Annotated in this window: 12 protein-coding genes; 5 read left to right on the top strand and 7 right to left on the bottom strand. The window is 35.4% G+C overall.

Features of this window, described 5'->3' with window-relative positions; all coding sequences use genetic code 11:
• Window positions 1-41 precede the first annotated feature (41 nt).
• The gene (locus DIT68_RS05495; RefSeq protein ID WP_109358818.1) at window positions 42-1001 is read left to right on the top strand and encodes an isopenicillin N synthase family dioxygenase; all 960 of its coding nucleotides are present in this window, start codon (window positions 42-44) and stop codon (window positions 999-1001) included.
• 566 nt (window positions 1002-1567) lie between these two features.
• Here DIT68_RS05495 and DIT68_RS05490 read toward each other — a convergent pair.
• Genes DIT68_RS05490 through DIT68_RS05480 form a run of 3 tightly spaced genes read right to left on the bottom strand, consistent with a single transcriptional unit; the run spans window position 1568 to window position 4253 of the window.
• A complete protein-coding gene (locus DIT68_RS05490) occupies window positions 1568-2884 on the bottom strand; it encodes an ABC1 kinase family protein (RefSeq protein WP_109358817.1) in 1317 nt (438 codons plus the stop codon).
• A gap of 10 nt (window positions 2885-2894) precedes the next feature.
• A complete protein-coding gene (locus DIT68_RS05485; RefSeq protein ID WP_109358816.1) occupies window positions 2895-3551 on the bottom strand; it encodes a TetR family transcriptional regulator C-terminal domain-containing protein in 657 nt (218 codons plus the stop codon).
• Window positions 3552-3554: 3 nt separating this feature from the next.
• Window positions 3555-4253, bottom strand: a complete 699-nt coding sequence (locus DIT68_RS05480; RefSeq protein ID WP_109358815.1) for an SDR family NAD(P)-dependent oxidoreductase — start codon at window positions 4251-4253, stop codon at window positions 3555-3557.
• A 343-nt stretch (window positions 4254-4596) separates the two neighbouring features.
• Between DIT68_RS05480 and DIT68_RS05475 the strand changes: the two genes are divergently transcribed.
• A complete protein-coding gene (locus DIT68_RS05475; RefSeq protein ID WP_109358814.1) occupies window positions 4597-5469 on the top strand; it encodes a T9SS type A sorting domain-containing protein in 873 nt (290 codons plus the stop codon).
• A gap of 6 nt (window positions 5470-5475) precedes the next feature.
• Here the strand turns inward: DIT68_RS05475 and DIT68_RS05470 are convergent, their stop codons facing one another.
• The 3 genes from DIT68_RS05470 to DIT68_RS05460 form a co-directional block, all read right to left on the bottom strand.
• Window positions 5476-6762, bottom strand: a complete 1287-nt coding sequence (locus tag DIT68_RS05470; RefSeq protein ID WP_109358813.1) for a UDP-N-acetylmuramoyl-tripeptide--D-alanyl-D-alanine ligase — start codon at window positions 6760-6762, stop codon at window positions 5476-5478.
• Window positions 6763-6828: 66 nt separating this feature from the next.
• Window positions 6829-8850, bottom strand: coding sequence for an SUMF1/EgtB/PvdO family nonheme iron enzyme (locus DIT68_RS16405; RefSeq protein WP_199223383.1), 2022 nt, complete (start codon window positions 8848-8850; stop codon window positions 6829-6831).
• A gap of 80 nt (window positions 8851-8930) precedes the next feature.
• Window positions 8931-9914 carry a PorP/SprF family type IX secretion system membrane protein gene (locus DIT68_RS05460; protein ID WP_109358812.1) on the bottom strand — a complete coding sequence of 328 codons (984 nt, stop codon included), beginning with the start codon at window positions 9912-9914 and terminating at the stop codon, window positions 8931-8933.
• Between the two features lie 149 nt (window positions 9915-10063).
• On the opposite strand from DIT68_RS05460, the gene porU reads away from it, so the two are divergent.
• The 3 genes from porU (at window position 10064) to ispF (ending at window position 15832) form a co-directional block, all read left to right on the top strand.
• Entirely contained in the window at window positions 10064-13948 is a 3885-nt protein-coding gene (gene porU / locus DIT68_RS05455; protein WP_158276114.1) for a type IX secretion system sortase PorU, read from the top strand.
• A gap of 130 nt (window positions 13949-14078) precedes the next feature.
• Complete coding sequence (gene porV / locus DIT68_RS05450; protein ID WP_109358810.1) at window positions 14079-15353, top strand: type IX secretion system outer membrane channel protein PorV; 1275 nt, start codon at window positions 14079-14081, stop codon at window positions 15351-15353.
• A complete protein-coding gene (gene ispF / locus DIT68_RS05445) occupies window positions 15353-15832 on the top strand; it encodes a 2-C-methyl-D-erythritol 2,4-cyclodiphosphate synthase (RefSeq protein WP_109358809.1) in 480 nt (159 codons plus the stop codon). Before porV ends, ispF begins: the two co-directional genes overlap by 1 nt.
• A gap of 84 nt (window positions 15833-15916) precedes the next feature.
• On the opposite strand, the gene DIT68_RS05440 is transcribed toward ispF, so the two are convergent.
• On the bottom strand, window positions 15917-17227 hold the full coding sequence (locus DIT68_RS05440; RefSeq protein WP_109358808.1) for an ATP-binding protein: 1311 nt from the start codon (window positions 17225-17227) through the stop codon (window positions 15917-15919).
• Window positions 17228-17268 lie beyond the last annotated feature (41 nt).

Here is a 17268-nt window from a genome sequence, read left to right as displayed (position 1 = left end):
TTTCAATAATAAATGCTATTTTTGTTTAAAACAATGATATTATGAGTAATCCACAAGGTATTCCTTCTGTTGATCTTTCTGAGTTTTTGTCGGGTGATGAAAAACAGCAACAGAATTTTATAAATAAGCTAGGTTCTGCATACGAGGATATAGGTTTTGTAGCCGTTAAAAATCACGGAATTTCACAAGATTTAATCGATCATCTTTATGCTCAAATGAAAGAGTTTTTTGGTCAAGATGAAAAAGTGAAGAATAAATACAATATTCCGGGGATAGGAGGGCAGAGAGGTTATACTCCTTTCGGAACAGAACATGCAAAAGGTAAAACAGCGGGAGATTTAAAAGAGTTTTGGCATTTTGGTCAATTCGTTGAAGACAATGATCCGATTGGAGAACAATATCCTGAAAATGTAAATGTTGAAGAACAACCTGAGTTTCTAAAAGTTGGAAGACAAGCATATAAAGCGTTTGAAGATGCAGGAAGACATTTGCTGCGTGCTATTGCTTTGCATTTAGGTTTAGAAGAAACATACTTTAATGAGCATATCCATAATGGAAATAGCATTTTACGTCCTATTCATTATCCACCAATTACGGGAGAAATCGAAGAAGGAGCAGTGCGTGCAGGAGAACATGAAGATATTAATTTGATTACGCTTTTAGTTGGAGCTTCAGCGGATGGTCTACAAGTTTTAAATAAACAAAACGAATGGGTTTCTGTTACCGCAATCCAAGATCATATTGTGGTGAATGTGGGGGACATGCTGCAAAGATTGACAAATAATAAATTGAAATCAACTACGCACCGTGTAATTAATCCTTCAAAAGAAAATTTAGGAACAAGTAGATATTCTGTGCCATTCTTCTTGCACCCAAGGTCTGAAATGCGTTTGGATTGTTTAGCATCTTGTATTGACGCTGATCATCCGAAAGCTTACGAGGACATTACTGCTGGTGAATACTTAATGCAAAGACTACGCGAAATAGGATTGATTAAATAACGGATCAGTTTCAAAAGTTGGGGATTAAGTTGTTTCTTGACTAAGAATCCCTGTATAAAAATTGGTCTTATCATATCTTGAGTTAATCTTTTGGACTCTGAAAAAGATGAAGTGAATAAAAGAACAAGACTAAAGCGTTCCCATAAGATATACCACGATGTAGCACCGAAGGAGACTAAAGCGTTCCCACAAGATTAAATCTTGTGGGAACTTTTTTTATTTTTCGGTCTAGTTCCACATCGACAAGCCACAAAAAAACTTATCGCTAAGTGTCGATCTTATTTCGAAATGAAGTATAGATATGAAAAATATTGACGTGATTTTACTCCTAATTGACGTGTGGATAATAGCTAGCCATTGTTTTATAATATAACATATCCCCACAAATTTAATGTGGCCCTAAATAACAGGCAATTATCAATTGACAATTAAAAAGGCGAAATCATTAGATTTCGCCTTTTTTAAACTCATTATCGGAGAGATTCGTACACATGTTTTGCAAACATCCCCACGCATACCTCGTTTTACCTATTGGCAAAGGTCCACAAGAAAATAACTTCAGATTATCAATTTTCAATTGCCTTATAATTGTTCACTATAATCTTATTCGCATTTAATTCATTCATTAAGCTATACAGCCCAAAGAAGGCCCTGTTAATGTATATAAAATGTTTAGAACCTCTTCCAGCGTCTACTTTTCTTAAAGAATCGTCTTTTGAATATTTCTCAGCCATATTTGCTATTTGGTTAAAGAAATCTGGGTCAGAAAAATCAAACTCTTCGCTATAAAAAGGAAGCGCAAACAAGCCTAACAACTCTTTAAAGACACCAGAAAAGAATTTAGTTTCTTCTGGACTGTCTGTGGTTTTTAGTATCTCTAGGGCATAGAGTTGTTTCTCGAAAGCAACAGGATCGTTTAAAATTTCTGGTTTGGTCAATTCGAAATAAGGTAAATAAAAATCCTCAGGAACCTCTTTCATACAACCAAAATCTATAGCGATCAGTTGGTCATCGGCTGTGACCATAAAATTACCTGGGTGTGGATCTGCGTGAACTTTTTTCACCACATGAATCTGGTACATGTAAAAATCCCAAAGCGCTTGTCCCACTTTGTTGGCCTTCTCTGCGGAGGTGTTTTTCGCAGCGAATTCAGAGATTTGAATACCTTCCATCCAATCCATCGTCAAGATTTTATCGTTGGACAATTCCTTGTGATAATTTGGAAAAAGTAAATTAGGAATATGGCGACAAGCTTCAGAAACAGAAATACTTTGCTGCAATTCTAAGGCATAGTCGGTTTCTTCCATCAATTTCTCTTCTACTTCATGAAAATAGCGATCTGCATCTTTACCCTTAATATTGAGCATTCGCAAGGCAATGGGTTTCACCATGGCGAGATCGCTTCCAATACTTTCAGCAACTCCAGGGTATTGAATCTTAACAGCAAGTTTTTTTCCATTTAATTCAGCTTGGTGAACTTGACCAATACTCGCAGCATTAATCGCATTGTAATTAAATGTATCAAAAAGCTCTTCAGTATCTTTTCCGAAATAACGTTTAAAAGTTTTTTTAACCAAAGCAGGTGAGAGAGGAGGCACGGAGAATTGAGACAATGAAAACTTCTCAACATAAGCTTGCGGAAGCATCGTTTTATCCATACTCATCATCTGGGCCATTTTTAATGCACTCCCTTTCATACTTTTTAAACTATCATAAATATCAGATGCATTAGATTCGTCTAGTTTTGATTTTGCTTTGTCTTCAGAACCAACTAATTTTTCACCGTAATATTTCAAATAATTTACGCCAATCTTTGCGCCAGTAGAAACTAATTTAGACGCTCGCTGAATTTTTGATGTCGGTATTTTATCAATTGATTTCATTGCTTATATATTAGTTTTTTGACATTCTTTCTTTCCACAAGAATTTACCCAAGTCCACAAATGTGTTCACTGGTTTAGTGTTTAATACCTCAAAACCGGCATGCATTGTTTTCTCTATCAAAACATCTGTCTTTTCGAAAGAGGGTGAAGTATCTTCCATCCAGAATTTCAACACAAACAATAATTGACCGTAGGATGCTTTTGTCATTCCTCTGTCCACAATATGTGCAAGATTATCTATAATGGCATCAGGAGATTTAATTTCCAAAGATTCAACGAAATCCCTATATTCATCTTTTAAGCCATCCAAAATTTTTAATGTCTTGAATTTATTTTCGTTTTCTTTTAGAATGTACATTACCAAACTCCTGTTTGCGGTCAGCATTTCAAAAAAGGTAAAATAAAAACTGAGAAGTTTATGCTTAGCATCACCATTTTGAAACTCCTCATCCTGCACCAATAGTTTATGGGTATTTCTGAACAGATCAACAAATACAGCTGAGTCAATTGCTTCGAATGTGCCAAAATGTTCATAAAACTCTGCTTCCTCAATTTTTGCTTCCTGAGTGAATGCATAAACACTCTTTGGTTTTTGATTGTGTGTTAAGACATAATTCGTGTAATTCTCTAAAATTATATCTCTTGTATTTAATTTTTGCTCTTCCATAGTTTAATTTTTAATTGAAGACATTCCTCCATCTACATGAAGAATTTGTCCTGTGATCCAACTCGCTTTTTCTGATAGTAAAAATACGGCCATTTCAGCGATATCCATGGCGCTACCTATCTTTTTTAAAGGGTGGCGTTGGGCATTGGCTTCTTTTTTCTCTTCAGAATTTAAAAGTTTTCCTGCTAAGTTGGTGTCGGTTAATGAAGGCGCAACAGCATTAAATCGGATTTTTGGAGCAAACTCAGCAGCTAAAGATCTGGTTAAACCTTCAATGGCCCCTTTAGAAGTGGCTACCTGTGAATGAAAATTGAACCCATTTTGTACAGCTACCGTCGAAAACATAACTACGCTTGCCGATTCAGATTTCTTCAACTTTGGTAAAACTTTTTGAAGTACTGAAATCGCACCGTTTACTTGCAAATTAAAGTCGGCTAAAAAATCATCGGACTTAATTCTAGCAAATGGTTTTAAATTTATGCTCCCTGGGCAATACACTACTCCGTCGATTGAATCAGGCAAAAATTCCATTTCAAAATCACTGTTCATAACATCTAAATGATGGTATTTAACCTGATCTGAATCGCTGTTTGAGTCATTAGAATGATAGGTAGCAAAGACTGTATTGTTGTCTTTCGCTAATAGTTCTGTTACTGCGGCTCCAATCCCTGAAGAACCTCCTATTATTAAGTAGTTTTTCATATTTACTTTGTTTGTATGATAAACAAGGAATTGTAGGAAATGTTTAAGTATTGTGGACCTTTAATTACTTTGTTTGTTACTCACCAATTTAGGAACTAATTTTAAGTGATAAAAACTGAAAATCAATTTGCGACATCCTGTTATAATTGGACATGAATTTATAATTCTAGTGATCCTAAAGTGGTCTCGAATGAGGAACTCCTGTGCAAGTAGGGAAGAATCTAGGGCAAGTATAACTGAAAATTAAAATTATAATGTTTCTGGTAACAGCACTTTAGAGAATGTGTTAGGCTCTATTCAATTTGTTTTTTCTTAAATTTAAACATTCATTAAAACACTCATTATGAAAATGCTCTTGTTCTTTTTCTCGCTCTTTTTCTTAATCCCTTTTGTATCTAATCATTTGCTGTCTCAAAATTGGGCGCCTGTTGGAGCGACATGGTATTTTGAGAAAAATTTCACGAACAGTTTTGATATTGATTATACAAAGATTGAGGTAGAGAAGGACACTGTGGTTCTTGGCTTGAATTGTTCAAAATTGCTTGGGAATTTTGATGGCTGCATGTGGAATTCGCAGTTTATGTATGAAAGCAATGACAGTATCTATTTTTATCATCCTACCAATAATAAATTTGAAATGTTATTTGATTTTGGAGCAGCAGTTGGGGATGTCTGGAAAATCCCAAATTATACAACAAATTTTGGCTCGGGAGGTATTGATACGACTGAATTATTAGTTGATTCGTTAGGAATCATTATGGTGAGTGGTGAAAATTTAAGAGTTGTTTATACTTCACAAATCAACGCTTCAACAAGTGATTTCGAGTTTGGTGGAACAATCATTGAAAAAATTGGAGCCAATTATATGTTCCCCTCATTTTTCGCTTGTGATCCGGTTCCTGGAGATATTCGTTGCTATTCGGATGGTATGATTGACTATTCAACAGTTCCTTTTGCATGCGATGCCCAAGCTGTTGGCTTGTCAGAGAATCAAATAATAGACTTTTCAGTGTCTCCGAATCCGTTCAATAGTTATTTTGAAATTTCATCAGACCAAAATATTCGAAACTTAAAAATCAAGAATATGCAGGGACAAAATATTTCATATGAGCAAAAAGGCAATAGAATTTTCCTCAACAGTTATCCTAATGGAATTTACCTACTTACTTTTGAGCAAGAAGGTAGAATGTTCCAACAGAAGTTAATCAAAGAGTAGATTGAATTACAGTATTTCAATCAGCTTTTCTAATCCAATTCCTCTAGATCCTTTGAGTAAAATGAGGTTATCTTTTGGCAATGCCGTTGCAAAAAAGTCTTTTGCTGTTTCTGTAGAGTCAAAGGCCAAGATATCATTTACTTTTGCTAAGCTTGAATAAATATTTCCCACAAATACTCCTTGAAGATTTAGAGATTTTGCTAACTGAATAACTTCTTGATGGTATTGATTTGTGTTTTCTCCCAATTCGAGCATATCACCCAAAACAAATAACTTGTTTTCTGAGCTGATTTCGGCAAAGTTTTCTAATGCCGATTTCACACTTGTTGGATTCGCATTGTAGGCGTCTAAAATCACAGTATTGTAACTCGTCTTCTCTAGTTGTGAACGATTGTTACTCGGTTTATACTCCGCTAATGCTGTATTAATGTCATTTTGCTTCACTTCGAAATGATTCCCTATACAAATTGCAGCCAACATATTGTAAAAATTGTATTTGCCTATTATTTGTGTGTTGATTTGTGGAGACATATATGTCCCGGTTTTCCATTGAAAGCTCAGCATTGGGGAGAGTTCTAGAATTTCTCCAATTATATCTGCAGTTCCTGTTGTGCCATAGGTTTGAGTAGGACAAGATGCTGGAAGTTTATTGGCTAACACAGAATCATCCGAATTATAAAATAGTAGACCTTTGTTTTCTTTTATCGCCGAATACAGTTCGGTTTTAGTTTTCACAATGTTTTCTGGACTGCCAAATCCTTCAATGTGGGCATGACCGATATTGGTGATGATACCATGGGTTGGATTTGCAATATCTGTGAGTTCTTTAATATCTCCGAGTTTACTAGCTCCCATTTCAATTATTGCCAGATCATGATTTTTGTTTAGTTGGAGTAGGGTAAGAGGGACACCTATATGATTGTTCAGATTACCCTCAGTGAATAAAATATTAAATTTTTTATTTAAAACTGCGGCAGTAAGTTCTTTCGTAGTGGTTTTACCATTCGTTCCTGTAATGGCTATCACGGGTATGGAAAAAGTATTACGGTGGTATTGTGCTAATTTTTGAAGGAAATGGAGACTGTTGTTTACATGGAATTTTGTTTTTCCATTAGCTACAGACTCATCATCTACAATGGCGTATTTGGCTCCCTTTTCAATTGCTTGATCTGCATATTTATTTCCATCGAAATTTTCTCCTCTTAAAGCTATAAAAAATGAGTTTTTTGTGATTTTCCTGGTATCTGTCGATACTTCAGAGCACTCATAATACAATTGAAATAATTCTTCCATAAAAATAAAGTATAAAAAAAGCCCCGACTAATTTGTCGGGGCTTAAATATAATAAAAAACTAAATTTTATCTTCTGTTTTTCTTTTGATTCATTCCTCCTGGACTACCGATTCTATCCATTGCACATCTAAATCCAATGTAGTCAGTCGCTTTGTCTTCGTCGAGGAATCTTCTATTACCACCGACCATCCAGTAAGCTCGGTCTTTCCATGAACCACCTTTGTATACACGTGATTTATTCGAAACAAGAGTTGTTGGCCATGCAGTACGATTGTCTTTTCCTGGTTTGATTTCATTACCTTTTAAATCGTATTCCTCAAATTGACTTTGGTACATTACTAAGTCTGGGTCACGTTTTGCTTGGTTGATGTCATTCTTACGTTTTGTGTTATCATAGTGAATAGAAGACTCTATATCACCATCAACATAATCAATATAGTCTGCTCTTCTGTAATTTAAACGACCGATGTTTTCTTCTTCCGTTACATCACGGTATTTTAATTTACCAGGAGTTTCCACCATGTAATCTGAAAATCCGTTTCGAAGGATAGATATTATCTCGTAAGCATACTCACCTCCTAAATCACCTTCTCTAAACTCATCGACAAATATTCCTTCGAATAAGTTTTCTTGAATATACATTGACGCCTCTGTATCCAACTTGTCATTTTTATACTCAACTGCTTTATCCAAAATAGCATTGATTTCTTTCAAAATACGTAGCTCTTCTTGGTCTTTTTCACTGTTGTGTGATACATAATAAGGATCTGGAGCATAACCTCTAGCAACAGGGTTTTTCGATTCATTAGTTTTCATAATCCCTTTTGTGATTACATCATCATCTGGATCATGTTTCTCAGCAGATACTCTTTGGAAACGAATTCTTTCAAATTCATTAAGGTATTCTTTCATTCCGTGAACATCATATTCAGTTTGGAAATTTTTCTCATCAATAGCTCCTTCGTAGTTCAATACTTTAGTTTGGAAAACATTCCCTCTAAATGGATTGAATTCATCCACATCTTCCGAAGATAAAGGTCTGTAAACATCAAGCACCCATTCAGCCACGTTTCCAGCCATGTTGTATAATCCATTGTCGTTTGGCCAATAATGGTCAACAGGAGCAGTTACCGAAGCACCATCATTTAAGTTTCCAGCAACTCCCATGTAATCTCCTCGTCCACGCACAAAGTTTGCACGAATTTGACCCTGAAACTCCTCGTTGTCTTGACGAACATAGTGCCCATCCCATGGATAGATTCTTCTTCCAGTAATCACTTCTGAATCATCACCGTTTAAATTTCCAATTAAACCGTAGTATGCAAATTCCCACTCCGCTTCTGTTGGAAGTCGATATCTTGGCAGAAGAATACCATCTGACATTCTTACTTGACGTTCACCAAGAGTTCTTCCTCTTTTTCCTGTCAATTTCGAAGGATTTAAATCGGTTAAGTTTTGACGTGTGCTTTCGTCACCTTTTCCGTTTAAATAAGCTTCTGTATTAAATGTTGTTTCATCCATCTGGTTAATGTTGAAATCTAAGATTCCCTCACGAATAAGAATGTATTCATTTACTCGGTCTGTTCTCCATTTTGCGTAATCATTAGCTTGCAACCACGAAACACCTACAACAGGATAATCTCTATAGGCTGGGTGACGTAAATAATAATCCACATATTTTTCGTTGAATCCTAATTTGGAACGCCATACCAATGTGTCAGGTAAAGCATTTTTGTATACCATTGGATATGTTCCGTCATAGGCTCTGCTTAACCAATATAAGTATTCTAACCAGTGAAAATTAGATACTTCTGTTTGATCCATGTAAAATGAAGAAACTGTTAATCTACGTGGTCTGTTGTTCCAATCGTACATTACATCATCTTCAACACGTCCCATTGTAAAAGTACCACCTTCCACTAAGACCAAACCTGGTCCAGTTTCTTGATCCATAAAAGGAACCTTCTGAAAGCCTCCCAATCCTGGATTATTATAATCCCAACCGGTAGTGTTTGAGGTTTCCCTAGCACATGAGGAAACGATAGCAATAGCACCGAATGCCATTAACCACTGTGTTAGTCTTTTCATATTTTTGGTCTTTGTTTTCATAATTTAACTCTTCAACTTATATACAAATAACGTCTTTTTATTCTTTAGTTACAAATTTCTTAAAAAGATGGACAAGAAATAGTTCTAAAACTTGGTTTCTTTGTCTTACAATTTAGGTCGAACCCTAAAGATACTTCGTGCGAACCACCAGAAACACCATTGTTTAATCTTGATACGGTAACATCATAGCTGTATCCAACTTTTATTGTTCCGGTGTTTATTCCGGCAGATAAAATAAATGCATCTCTAGATCTGAACCAAACTCCTGCTGTAAATGCCCCATATTGAACATATGTACCTAAAAGCATTTCCATAAATCCTTGCTGGTATTGATAAATCATGTTGGGCATGATAGAAATATCTGTATTGTATTGCGATTTTCCTCCTAAAGGTAATTTTGCTCCAGCATGACCTGTTAAACGAATCGGCATTGGACTATTTCCAACAATTACAGATTCATCTGGCATGTTTAAATGATGTGCTGAAACACCAAAGAAAAACTTTTCTGTAAAACCAACCATTCCTGCAGATACGTCAAAAAATCCGCGTGAACCTCCTCTTGGCACATCTCCCGTAGCATAAATAAAACCTCTTCTTGGGTCTATCATATCACCAAAAGTTAATCGGTCCCAATCTAGAAATTTCTGATTCCAAGTAGCTTTACCAGCAAACATCATGGTGAATTTACGATTTACTTTTAAATGATAATTGTAAATTAAACTTAAGGTTGTATGGTTAATTGTTCCTTTTCCTTGCTGGTCATGTGTCATAATCACACCTAAACCACCATTAATTCCTTTAAAATATTGGTCATAAGATGCCGAGTAGGTTACGTAAGAACCATCAAGTTGTGGCCATTGATTTCTGTAGTTGACCGCAAATCTTGGACAACCATGACTTCCCGCAAAAGCAGGGTTTAAATAAATAGGATTCGCATAAAACTGCGAAAACTGAGGGTCTTGAGCGTATGTCTTACTGTTATATCCACTGATTATTAGTAGGATAGCCAGCGATGTTAAAGTGACAAAAGTATTTTTTAGCATAGTTTATCTTTACATATTCCATAAACAACTGCCAATTTTACGAAAAAAAAAGGTCATAGTTACAATTAAAAGAAACTTCTTTTAAAATATGTTGAATAAGTTGACGTTAATATCTAAAATTAACACTAGAATTAAAACATTTTTAGAACTTGGCAGTTTTTAACAAATACTTTGATACGATGATGAAAGGAATAAATCAATTGGCTTTATGTTTGGGTGTCCTATTTACCTCGTTTACAGTTTACGGGCAGAATGAAATTTCGATTGATTTAAACTGGAGCGATAGCCCATCAGAGGTAGTTCTACCCAGTTCATCTTTTCAATACCCAACATTAGAAAATTCAATTGTAAATGAAGTAGAATTTATTTACACGCAGAAATTTTTACGTGCCTCTCAAGGAGCGAATTGGGAGTTGGATTTATTAAGTTATCAGTCATCACCGATAGATAAGGTCGCAAAAGAGTACCTTAAAAAACATGAAATTGAAATAAAATCTGCCCCAGAATTTAACGTGAAAAACACTACGCAGGCGGGTAGACCTCATGCATTTTTATCCTTGGTACCTTTTGTTAAGGTTAACGGCGAAATTCGAAAAATTGAATCTATTGTATTTCAACAAACTTCGAAAGGGGTATTTAATTCCAAGTCAACGAGCTTCGCTTCAAGTTCTGTCTTAAAATCAGGAACTGGTGATTGGTACAAAATTACAGTGGAGAGTGATGGGATTTATAAGATAGATTATAATTTTTTGCAGAGTATTGGTGTAGATGTCGCCAATCTAAATCCGAAACGGCTCAATATTTTTGGTAATGCATTTGGACGTTTACCAGAGTTGAATAGCGAGTACCGCCCGGACGATCTATTAAAGAATGACATTTTTGTCTCTGGTGAAGCAGACGGATCATTTGACCAAAATGATTATATTTTATTTTATGCAAAAGGACCTCATAAATGGGAAGAGTCTTTCGGTGGTTTTTCTAGAAATTTAAATATTTATTCCAATGTGAATGCGTATTATATCAATATCAACTCAGAAGCCAGTGCTGCAAGAATAGGTAGTGCCAGCACCTCTTCTAAGCCTGTTACACATAACGTAACTGATTACAATTCTTATGCTATTTATGAGAAAGAACTAGAAAACATCTTGAAAAGCGGCCAGCGTTGGTATGGTGAGCAGTTCGATGCGAACTTAATTCAAACATTTTCCCTTTCTATACCTAATGTCAATACATCAGCAGAAGCGAAACTAAGTGCTTTCATGGGAAGTAGGAGTGGCGGTGGTTCTAATTTTGTAGTCTCTTACAATAATAATGTTTTAGACACAGCCATTATGAGCTTTTCTGATAGTGATAGTTTTTCTCGAGGTGGATTCACTACAGCTCCAGGAGTGTTTAACCCGACTTCTAGCAATATGTCTTTTAATGTTAAGTTTAATAAAAACTCTCCGGCAAATGTTGGTTATCTAGATTATTTAGAGGTAAATGCGAGAAGTTTCCTTAAGTATTTTGATGGGTTAGCTTTTCGTGATTTGAATTCAGTTGGGGTTGGAAACGTTGCTGAAATGCAAATTACGAATTTTCCAGCTAATGGTGTTGTTTGGGAGATAAGCTCTCCAACAACACCAAAAAGAGTAAATGGTAACAACAATGGTGGTGTTTTTTCATTTAAGGTGGACACAGATAGTTTGCGCCAATTTATAAGTTTTAACGGTACAAATTACAAAACACCCAAGTATTTAAAAAGGGTTCAGCCACAAAATTTACATGCTTTAGAGACGGCAGATTATTTAATTGTGACTCATCCCAATTTTTTGTCACAGGCTAATCGTTTAGCTAGCCTTCATAAAAACAATGGACTCTCTGTTCATGTAGTGACCACCGAACAAGTGTATAACGAGTTTTCTGGAGGAACGCAAGATCCAACAGCCATTCGATTTTTTGCGAAAATGTTTTATGACCGAGGCGCTTCCAATCCTTCAGAGCGTCCTAAATATTTATTATTGTTTGGCGATGGAACTTATGATCCTTTAAATCGAGTGGAGAACAATAATTATATGGTGCCAGTTTATGAAACGGTAAATTCGGAGCACTATACTATTTCTTTAGCTTCGGATGATTTCTTTGGTTTTTTAGATGACACAGAGGCTTTTGATAATGGAGATGAAATGGAAATTGCGGTTGGAAGGTTTGTTGCAACGACTACTTCACACGCTAAAATTTTGGTGGATAAGGTTGAGCATTATATGAAAAATGGTTCAGCCTTGTATGCGTCAAGTAATCTAATTTGTGGAGAAGATGGCTATATTTCAACACATGGGGATTGGAGACTGAATTATACAACTATAGCAGATGATGAAGACAGTGGGCAATTTATTAAAGATCACGAAAACTTTACAACTTATGTTGAGGGGAATTTTCCAGAAATGAATGTAAAGAAAATTTACTCTGATGCCTATGTTCAAATTACTACGGCAGGAGGGGAAAGGTATCCAGAAGTGAATACTGAAATTAATAGAAGTATAGAAAACGGTGCTTTAGTAACTTGTTATGTAGGGCATGGAGGATCAAAAGGCGCTGCACAGGAGAGAATTATAACAATTAGTGATGTTGAGCAGTATGATAATATTGATAAATTAACTTTGTTTGTGTCAGCGACTTGTGAGTTCTCGAGGATAGATGACAATAGAATGGTTTCCATTGGTGAATTAATGGCTTTAAATAATGTTGGAGGTGCTATAGCCTTAATGACCACTACAAGAGCTGTTTATATACCTACCAATTCTGCGGTTACTGGTGCATTTTTCAAAAATGTATTCAAACGAGGTTCAAATAATGAGCCGAGAACATTTGGAGAAATAATATTAGAAACAAAAAATACTTCTGGTGGAGGGAATGATAGGCGAAGTTTTATGTTGTTGGGGGATCCAGCTTTACAAATAGCATTGCCTAACGAAAAGGTGGTGTTAGACACTGTAAATAATTTATCCACTAACGCAACAAGTGACACCTTACGTGCTCTTTCTAAGGTGAATATGAGCGGACATATTGAAGATAGGTTTGGTAATGTGTTAACTGGGTTTAATGGTGTTATTCAACCATCAATCTATGATAAACCAGCAGATAGAGCAACTTTAGGTCAGGATTCCGGCTCTCCTGTAATGAATTTCCAACAACAAGATAATGTACTTTTCAAAGGGAAAGCAACGGTGAAAAATGGATATTTTGATTTTGAATTTATCGTTCCAAAGGATATTGATTACTCTTATGGTAAAGGAAAGGCTAGTTTTTACTCTTGGAGTAAGACGGATGCTAATGCAGGTGGCTATTCTAAGGATTTTTATATTGGCGGGATTGATACTACTGGCTTAAATGATGTGCTAGGTCCAGAAATAGAAATCTATTTGAATGATGATAGTTTTGTGAATGGAGGAATAACCAATGAAACTCCAATTTTAATTGCGCATTTGTTTGATGAAAGTGGTATAAATACTGTTGGAAATGGAATTGGACACGATATTACACTTATTCTAGATGCCGAAACAAGTAAAGCACAAGTATTAAATTCATTTTATGAATCTGATTTAGATACCTATAAAAGCGGTAGTTTAAGGTTTCAGATGGACAAATTAGAACCTGGATTGCATACCTTAACTTTCAAAGCTTGGGATGTTAATAATAACTCTAGTGAAAAAGTAGTTGAATTCACGGTGCACGAGGAAAGGGATATTGCTTTAGACCATGTGCTAAATTACCCAAATCCATTTACAACCCACACAGAGTTTTTCTTTGAACATAATCAAGTTTGTGCGGCGCTGGAAACACAGATTGAAGTCTTTACAGTTACTGGCCGATTGATTAAAACAATAAATGAAACGGTGAAAACTAGAGGATTTAGAACAGAAGGGATTGTTTGGGATGGACGAGACGATTTCGGAGATCAATTGGCGAAAGGAGTATATGTCTATCGCATAACAGTAAAAAATCCAGATGGGCAAAAGACGCAAGAAATGCAAAAACTTTACCTTTTGAAGTAACTTTATATGTTAAGTACAATAAATTTTCTATGTTTACGTATATTTGTAAATTAACAATTGTTTAAAGTTTAAAATCGGGTTTCTATATGCCTGAAATCGGATACGTAAAAGTCGAATAACAACACAATAAATGATAAAAAAATATTTATTTGCCGGTATAACAACAATAATGTCAGCTGCCGTAATTGGTCAAAGTGGAAATGAACCTAAGGATGCTTCTGATTTACAGCTGAATACCATTACAACAGCAGTTCCTTTTCTTCAAATTACACCAGACTCACGATCTGGAGCAATGGGTGATGTGGGTACGGCAATTAGCCCTACTTCAAATTCATTTTTTTGGAATACTTCAATGCTTGCCTTTTCGGAGGAGGACTCTGAGATTTCATTGTCTTATTCTCCATGGTTGAAGAATATTGCAAATGATATTAATCTTTCTCATTTAGCGGGATTCATTCGTTTGAATGAAAGAAACGTTGTTGGAGGTTCCCTTCGCTTTTTTAGTTTAGGGGAAATCGTTTTTACAGACAATAACGGGAATAAAACTCAGGTACACACGCCTTCCGAGTTTGAGCTTTTGGCTGGATACTCTTTCCAATTAAATGATAAATTTTCATTGGGATTAAATGGTAAATTTATTTATTCAGATTTAACTGCTGGGGCTTCTGTAGAAGGTTCTTCAAGTAAAGCAGGAATGGCAGGAGCAGCTGATGTTTCCTTCTCTTATTTTAATGAAGATATACGCTATGGAGGAACTCCAGGTTCATTGGCTTTTGGTGTGACTCTAAATAATGTTGGTAATAAGGTTTCATACACTATTGATGATGACAGAGATTTTTTACCAACCAATTTGAAACTAGGGTCAGCCATGACTTTTGATTTAGATTCATACAATAGTTTAACTTGGGCTGTGGATGTGTCTAAGCTACTCGTTCCTACTTCGCCATTGAGAAGTAGCGCTACAGGTGAAATTATGTCTGGTTATGACCCAAATGTAGGAGTAGTACCAGGGATGTTGCAATCCTTTTATGATGCTCCAGGTGCTTTAGCTGAGGACGAAAATGGAGAGTTCATACAGAATGCCGACGGTTCTTACGAAGTGGTAGAGGGTACAAAGCTTAAGGAGGAGCTAACAGAGATTATGATTGGTACAGGGATAGAATACTGGTACAATGATTTATTTGCTGCTAGAGCAGGTTATTTTTATGAAAATTTGAATAAAGGAGCGCGTCAGCACCTGACGTTTGGTGTAGGTTTGAAGTATAACATGTTTGGAATTGATTTTTCTTACTTAACTTCTTTAAGAAGAAATAATCCGCTTCAAAATACAATCCGTTTTACTTTAAGATTGCATTTGAAGAACAATAATAAAGCAGCGAATAAAGGATCTGTAAAGCCCGATTAATGAAAATTAAAATTGGTTTTGGGGTTGATGTTCATCAACTCGTCGAAGGACGTGATTTAATTGTTGGCGGAGTAAATATTCCAGCAGAATTAGGGGCACTTGGTCATTCTGATGCTGATGTATTGCTGCATTCAATATGTGATGCCATGTTAGGAGCACTGAATTTGCGTGATATTGGTTTTCACTTTTCAGATACAGACCCAAAATACAAGAACATAGACTCTCAAATTCTTTTAAGAGATACTTTTAAACTCGTAAAAGAAAAGGGATATGTTTTAGGAAATTTGGACGCTACTGTTATTCTGGAAAAACCAAAGTTGAATCCGCACATTCCTGCAATGCAAAAAACGATTGCTGATATTCTCGAAACGGATTTGGATAATATCTCAATAAAAGCAACAACTCACGAAAAAGTGGATTCTTTTGGTACGCAGAAAGCGCTGAAGGCTTATGTTGTTTGTTTACTCAGTAAGGAGTGAGGAGTAAGGAGTTACCACGAGCTGAAAGCTCGCGGTAAGCTAAATGAGAGAGTCTAGGGTAGTTTATAATAATTTATTAATTATTCACATGTCTTTTAGTGATAATTCTTTGTAGGTGATTTTATAGTTCTGCAGTTGAAGTGCTAGCTTCGTCGATTTTACTTTTAGTTTTTCCAAACTTATCTTTTTAGCATTTCTCTTAACTTCTGCAATCAATACTGTTTTTTTAAGTTCGTTTATGGCTACAATATCAATCTCATTTTGATTTTTTTTCTCCCAATAGGTACCAATCACATTGTAGTTCTTAGTTGCCTTAAACTGCTCTATAAAGTATTTTTCTAAGATTTTCCCGCTGTATGTACGATAATCTCTATTGATAATTTCCTTGATGTAATCGTAATTGCTTACCTCGACAGCACTTCTGTTTTTGTAGATAAAACGAAACCAAAACTTAAGAAAATTATCTTCTATTGTATATTTTACTGATCGACTGTTGGGTTTTGATAATACAGGACGCACTTTTTTGAGTAGTCCATACTCGTTCTCTAGTTTACTTAAAAAACCTCCTGTTTGTATCTCCAGAATAGACTCTATTTCGGCACGAGATGTTTTTCCTGAAGCAATAAGTGTAAGTATTGAAAAGTAATTTCCATAATCTTTACCAAATTCTTCTATCAATACATTTTTACCTTCTTCTAAAAAAAGTGAATTTTCTGCAACAATTTCATCCAATATTAACGGTAGGGTGAAAGCTCTTTTTTGTACCAAAAGTTCCACATATTTAGCTACACCACCCGTGAATAAATAGAATGCGAGCAAATCATCATTAGAATAACTAGGAGAATAATCTGTCAAAATCTCTTTCAATGTTTCAACATCAAAGGCTTTTAGATGAATGCGATGTGTAGCTCTTCCGAATAATGGCTCTTTTACATTTTCGAAAATTTTTGACATCATTGAATAAATAGAGCCGCACAGGATGAGGTTCATTTTACTTTCATCTTTGTTGCCATCCCAAATGTTTTGCATTTCAGAGAATATTGACGAATTGATCCAGTTAAATTCTTGAAATTCATCTATGATTAAGGTGAAATCATGATTTTTCGAAAGTTCCATCAGCCAATTGAATAAAACTTTAAAAGTTTTAATTTCTCCAAATACTGGAATGTTGAGCTGTTTTTTGATTTCTTCAACAAACTCAGCGCACAAAAGGGATTCATTCTTTTTAGCAACAAAAAAGTAAAGATGTGTTGATTCTTCAAAGGCTTTTATCAGTAAACTGGTTTTTCCAATTCTTCTTCGACCCACCATAAAGGTCATTTGGGCATGCTCTTGTGCCGTTTTTTCTATTTTTTTTAAAAGAGCTAACTCGCTTTTTCTATCGTAAAACTTCATTTTTCAAAATTGTTATTTATCGTAACCAGTATTACAGTAAT

Origin of the sequence: Brumimicrobium oceani (assembly GCF_003143775.1) — a bacterium.
In the GTDB taxonomy this organism is placed as follows: Bacteria; Bacteroidota; Bacteroidia; order Flavobacteriales_D; family Crocinitomicaceae; genus Brumimicrobium; species Brumimicrobium oceani.
The sequence above is the reverse complement of the archived record's forward strand: the minus strand, read 5'-3'. Positions and strand labels throughout refer to the sequence as shown.

Coding starts and splice junctions, on each gene's coding strand:
- DIT68_RS05490 (WP_109358817.1), bottom strand. CDS start 2,884: ATGAAATCAATTGATAAAATACCGACATCAAAAATTCAGCGAGCGTCT.
- DIT68_RS05475 (WP_109358814.1), top strand. CDS start 4,597: ATGAAAATGCTCTTGTTCTTTTTCTCGCTCTTTTTCTTAATCCCTTTT.
- DIT68_RS05440 (WP_109358808.1), bottom strand. CDS start 17,227: ATGAAGTTTTACGATAGAAAAAGCGAGTTAGCTCTTTTAAAAAAAATA.
- DIT68_RS05480 (WP_109358815.1), bottom strand. CDS start 4,253: ATGAAAAACTACTTAATAATAGGAGGTTCTTCAGGGATTGGAGCCGCA.
- DIT68_RS05495 (WP_109358818.1), top strand. CDS start 42: ATGAGTAATCCACAAGGTATTCCTTCTGTTGATCTTTCTGAGTTTTTG.
- DIT68_RS05470 (WP_109358813.1), bottom strand. CDS start 6,762: ATGGAAGAATTATTTCAATTGTATTATGAGTGCTCTGAAGTATCGACA.
- DIT68_RS05460 (WP_109358812.1), bottom strand. CDS start 9,914: ATGCTAAAAAATACTTTTGTCACTTTAACATCGCTGGCTATCCTACTA.
- DIT68_RS05485 (WP_109358816.1), bottom strand. CDS start 3,551: ATGGAAGAGCAAAAATTAAATACAAGAGATATAATTTTAGAGAATTAC.
- ispF (WP_109358809.1), top strand. CDS start 15,353: ATGAAAATTAAAATTGGTTTTGGGGTTGATGTTCATCAACTCGTCGAA.
- DIT68_RS16405 (WP_199223383.1), bottom strand. CDS start 8,850: ATGAAAAGACTAACACAGTGGTTAATGGCATTCGGTGCTATTGCTATC.
- porV (WP_109358810.1), top strand. CDS start 14,079: ATGATAAAAAAATATTTATTTGCCGGTATAACAACAATAATGTCAGCT.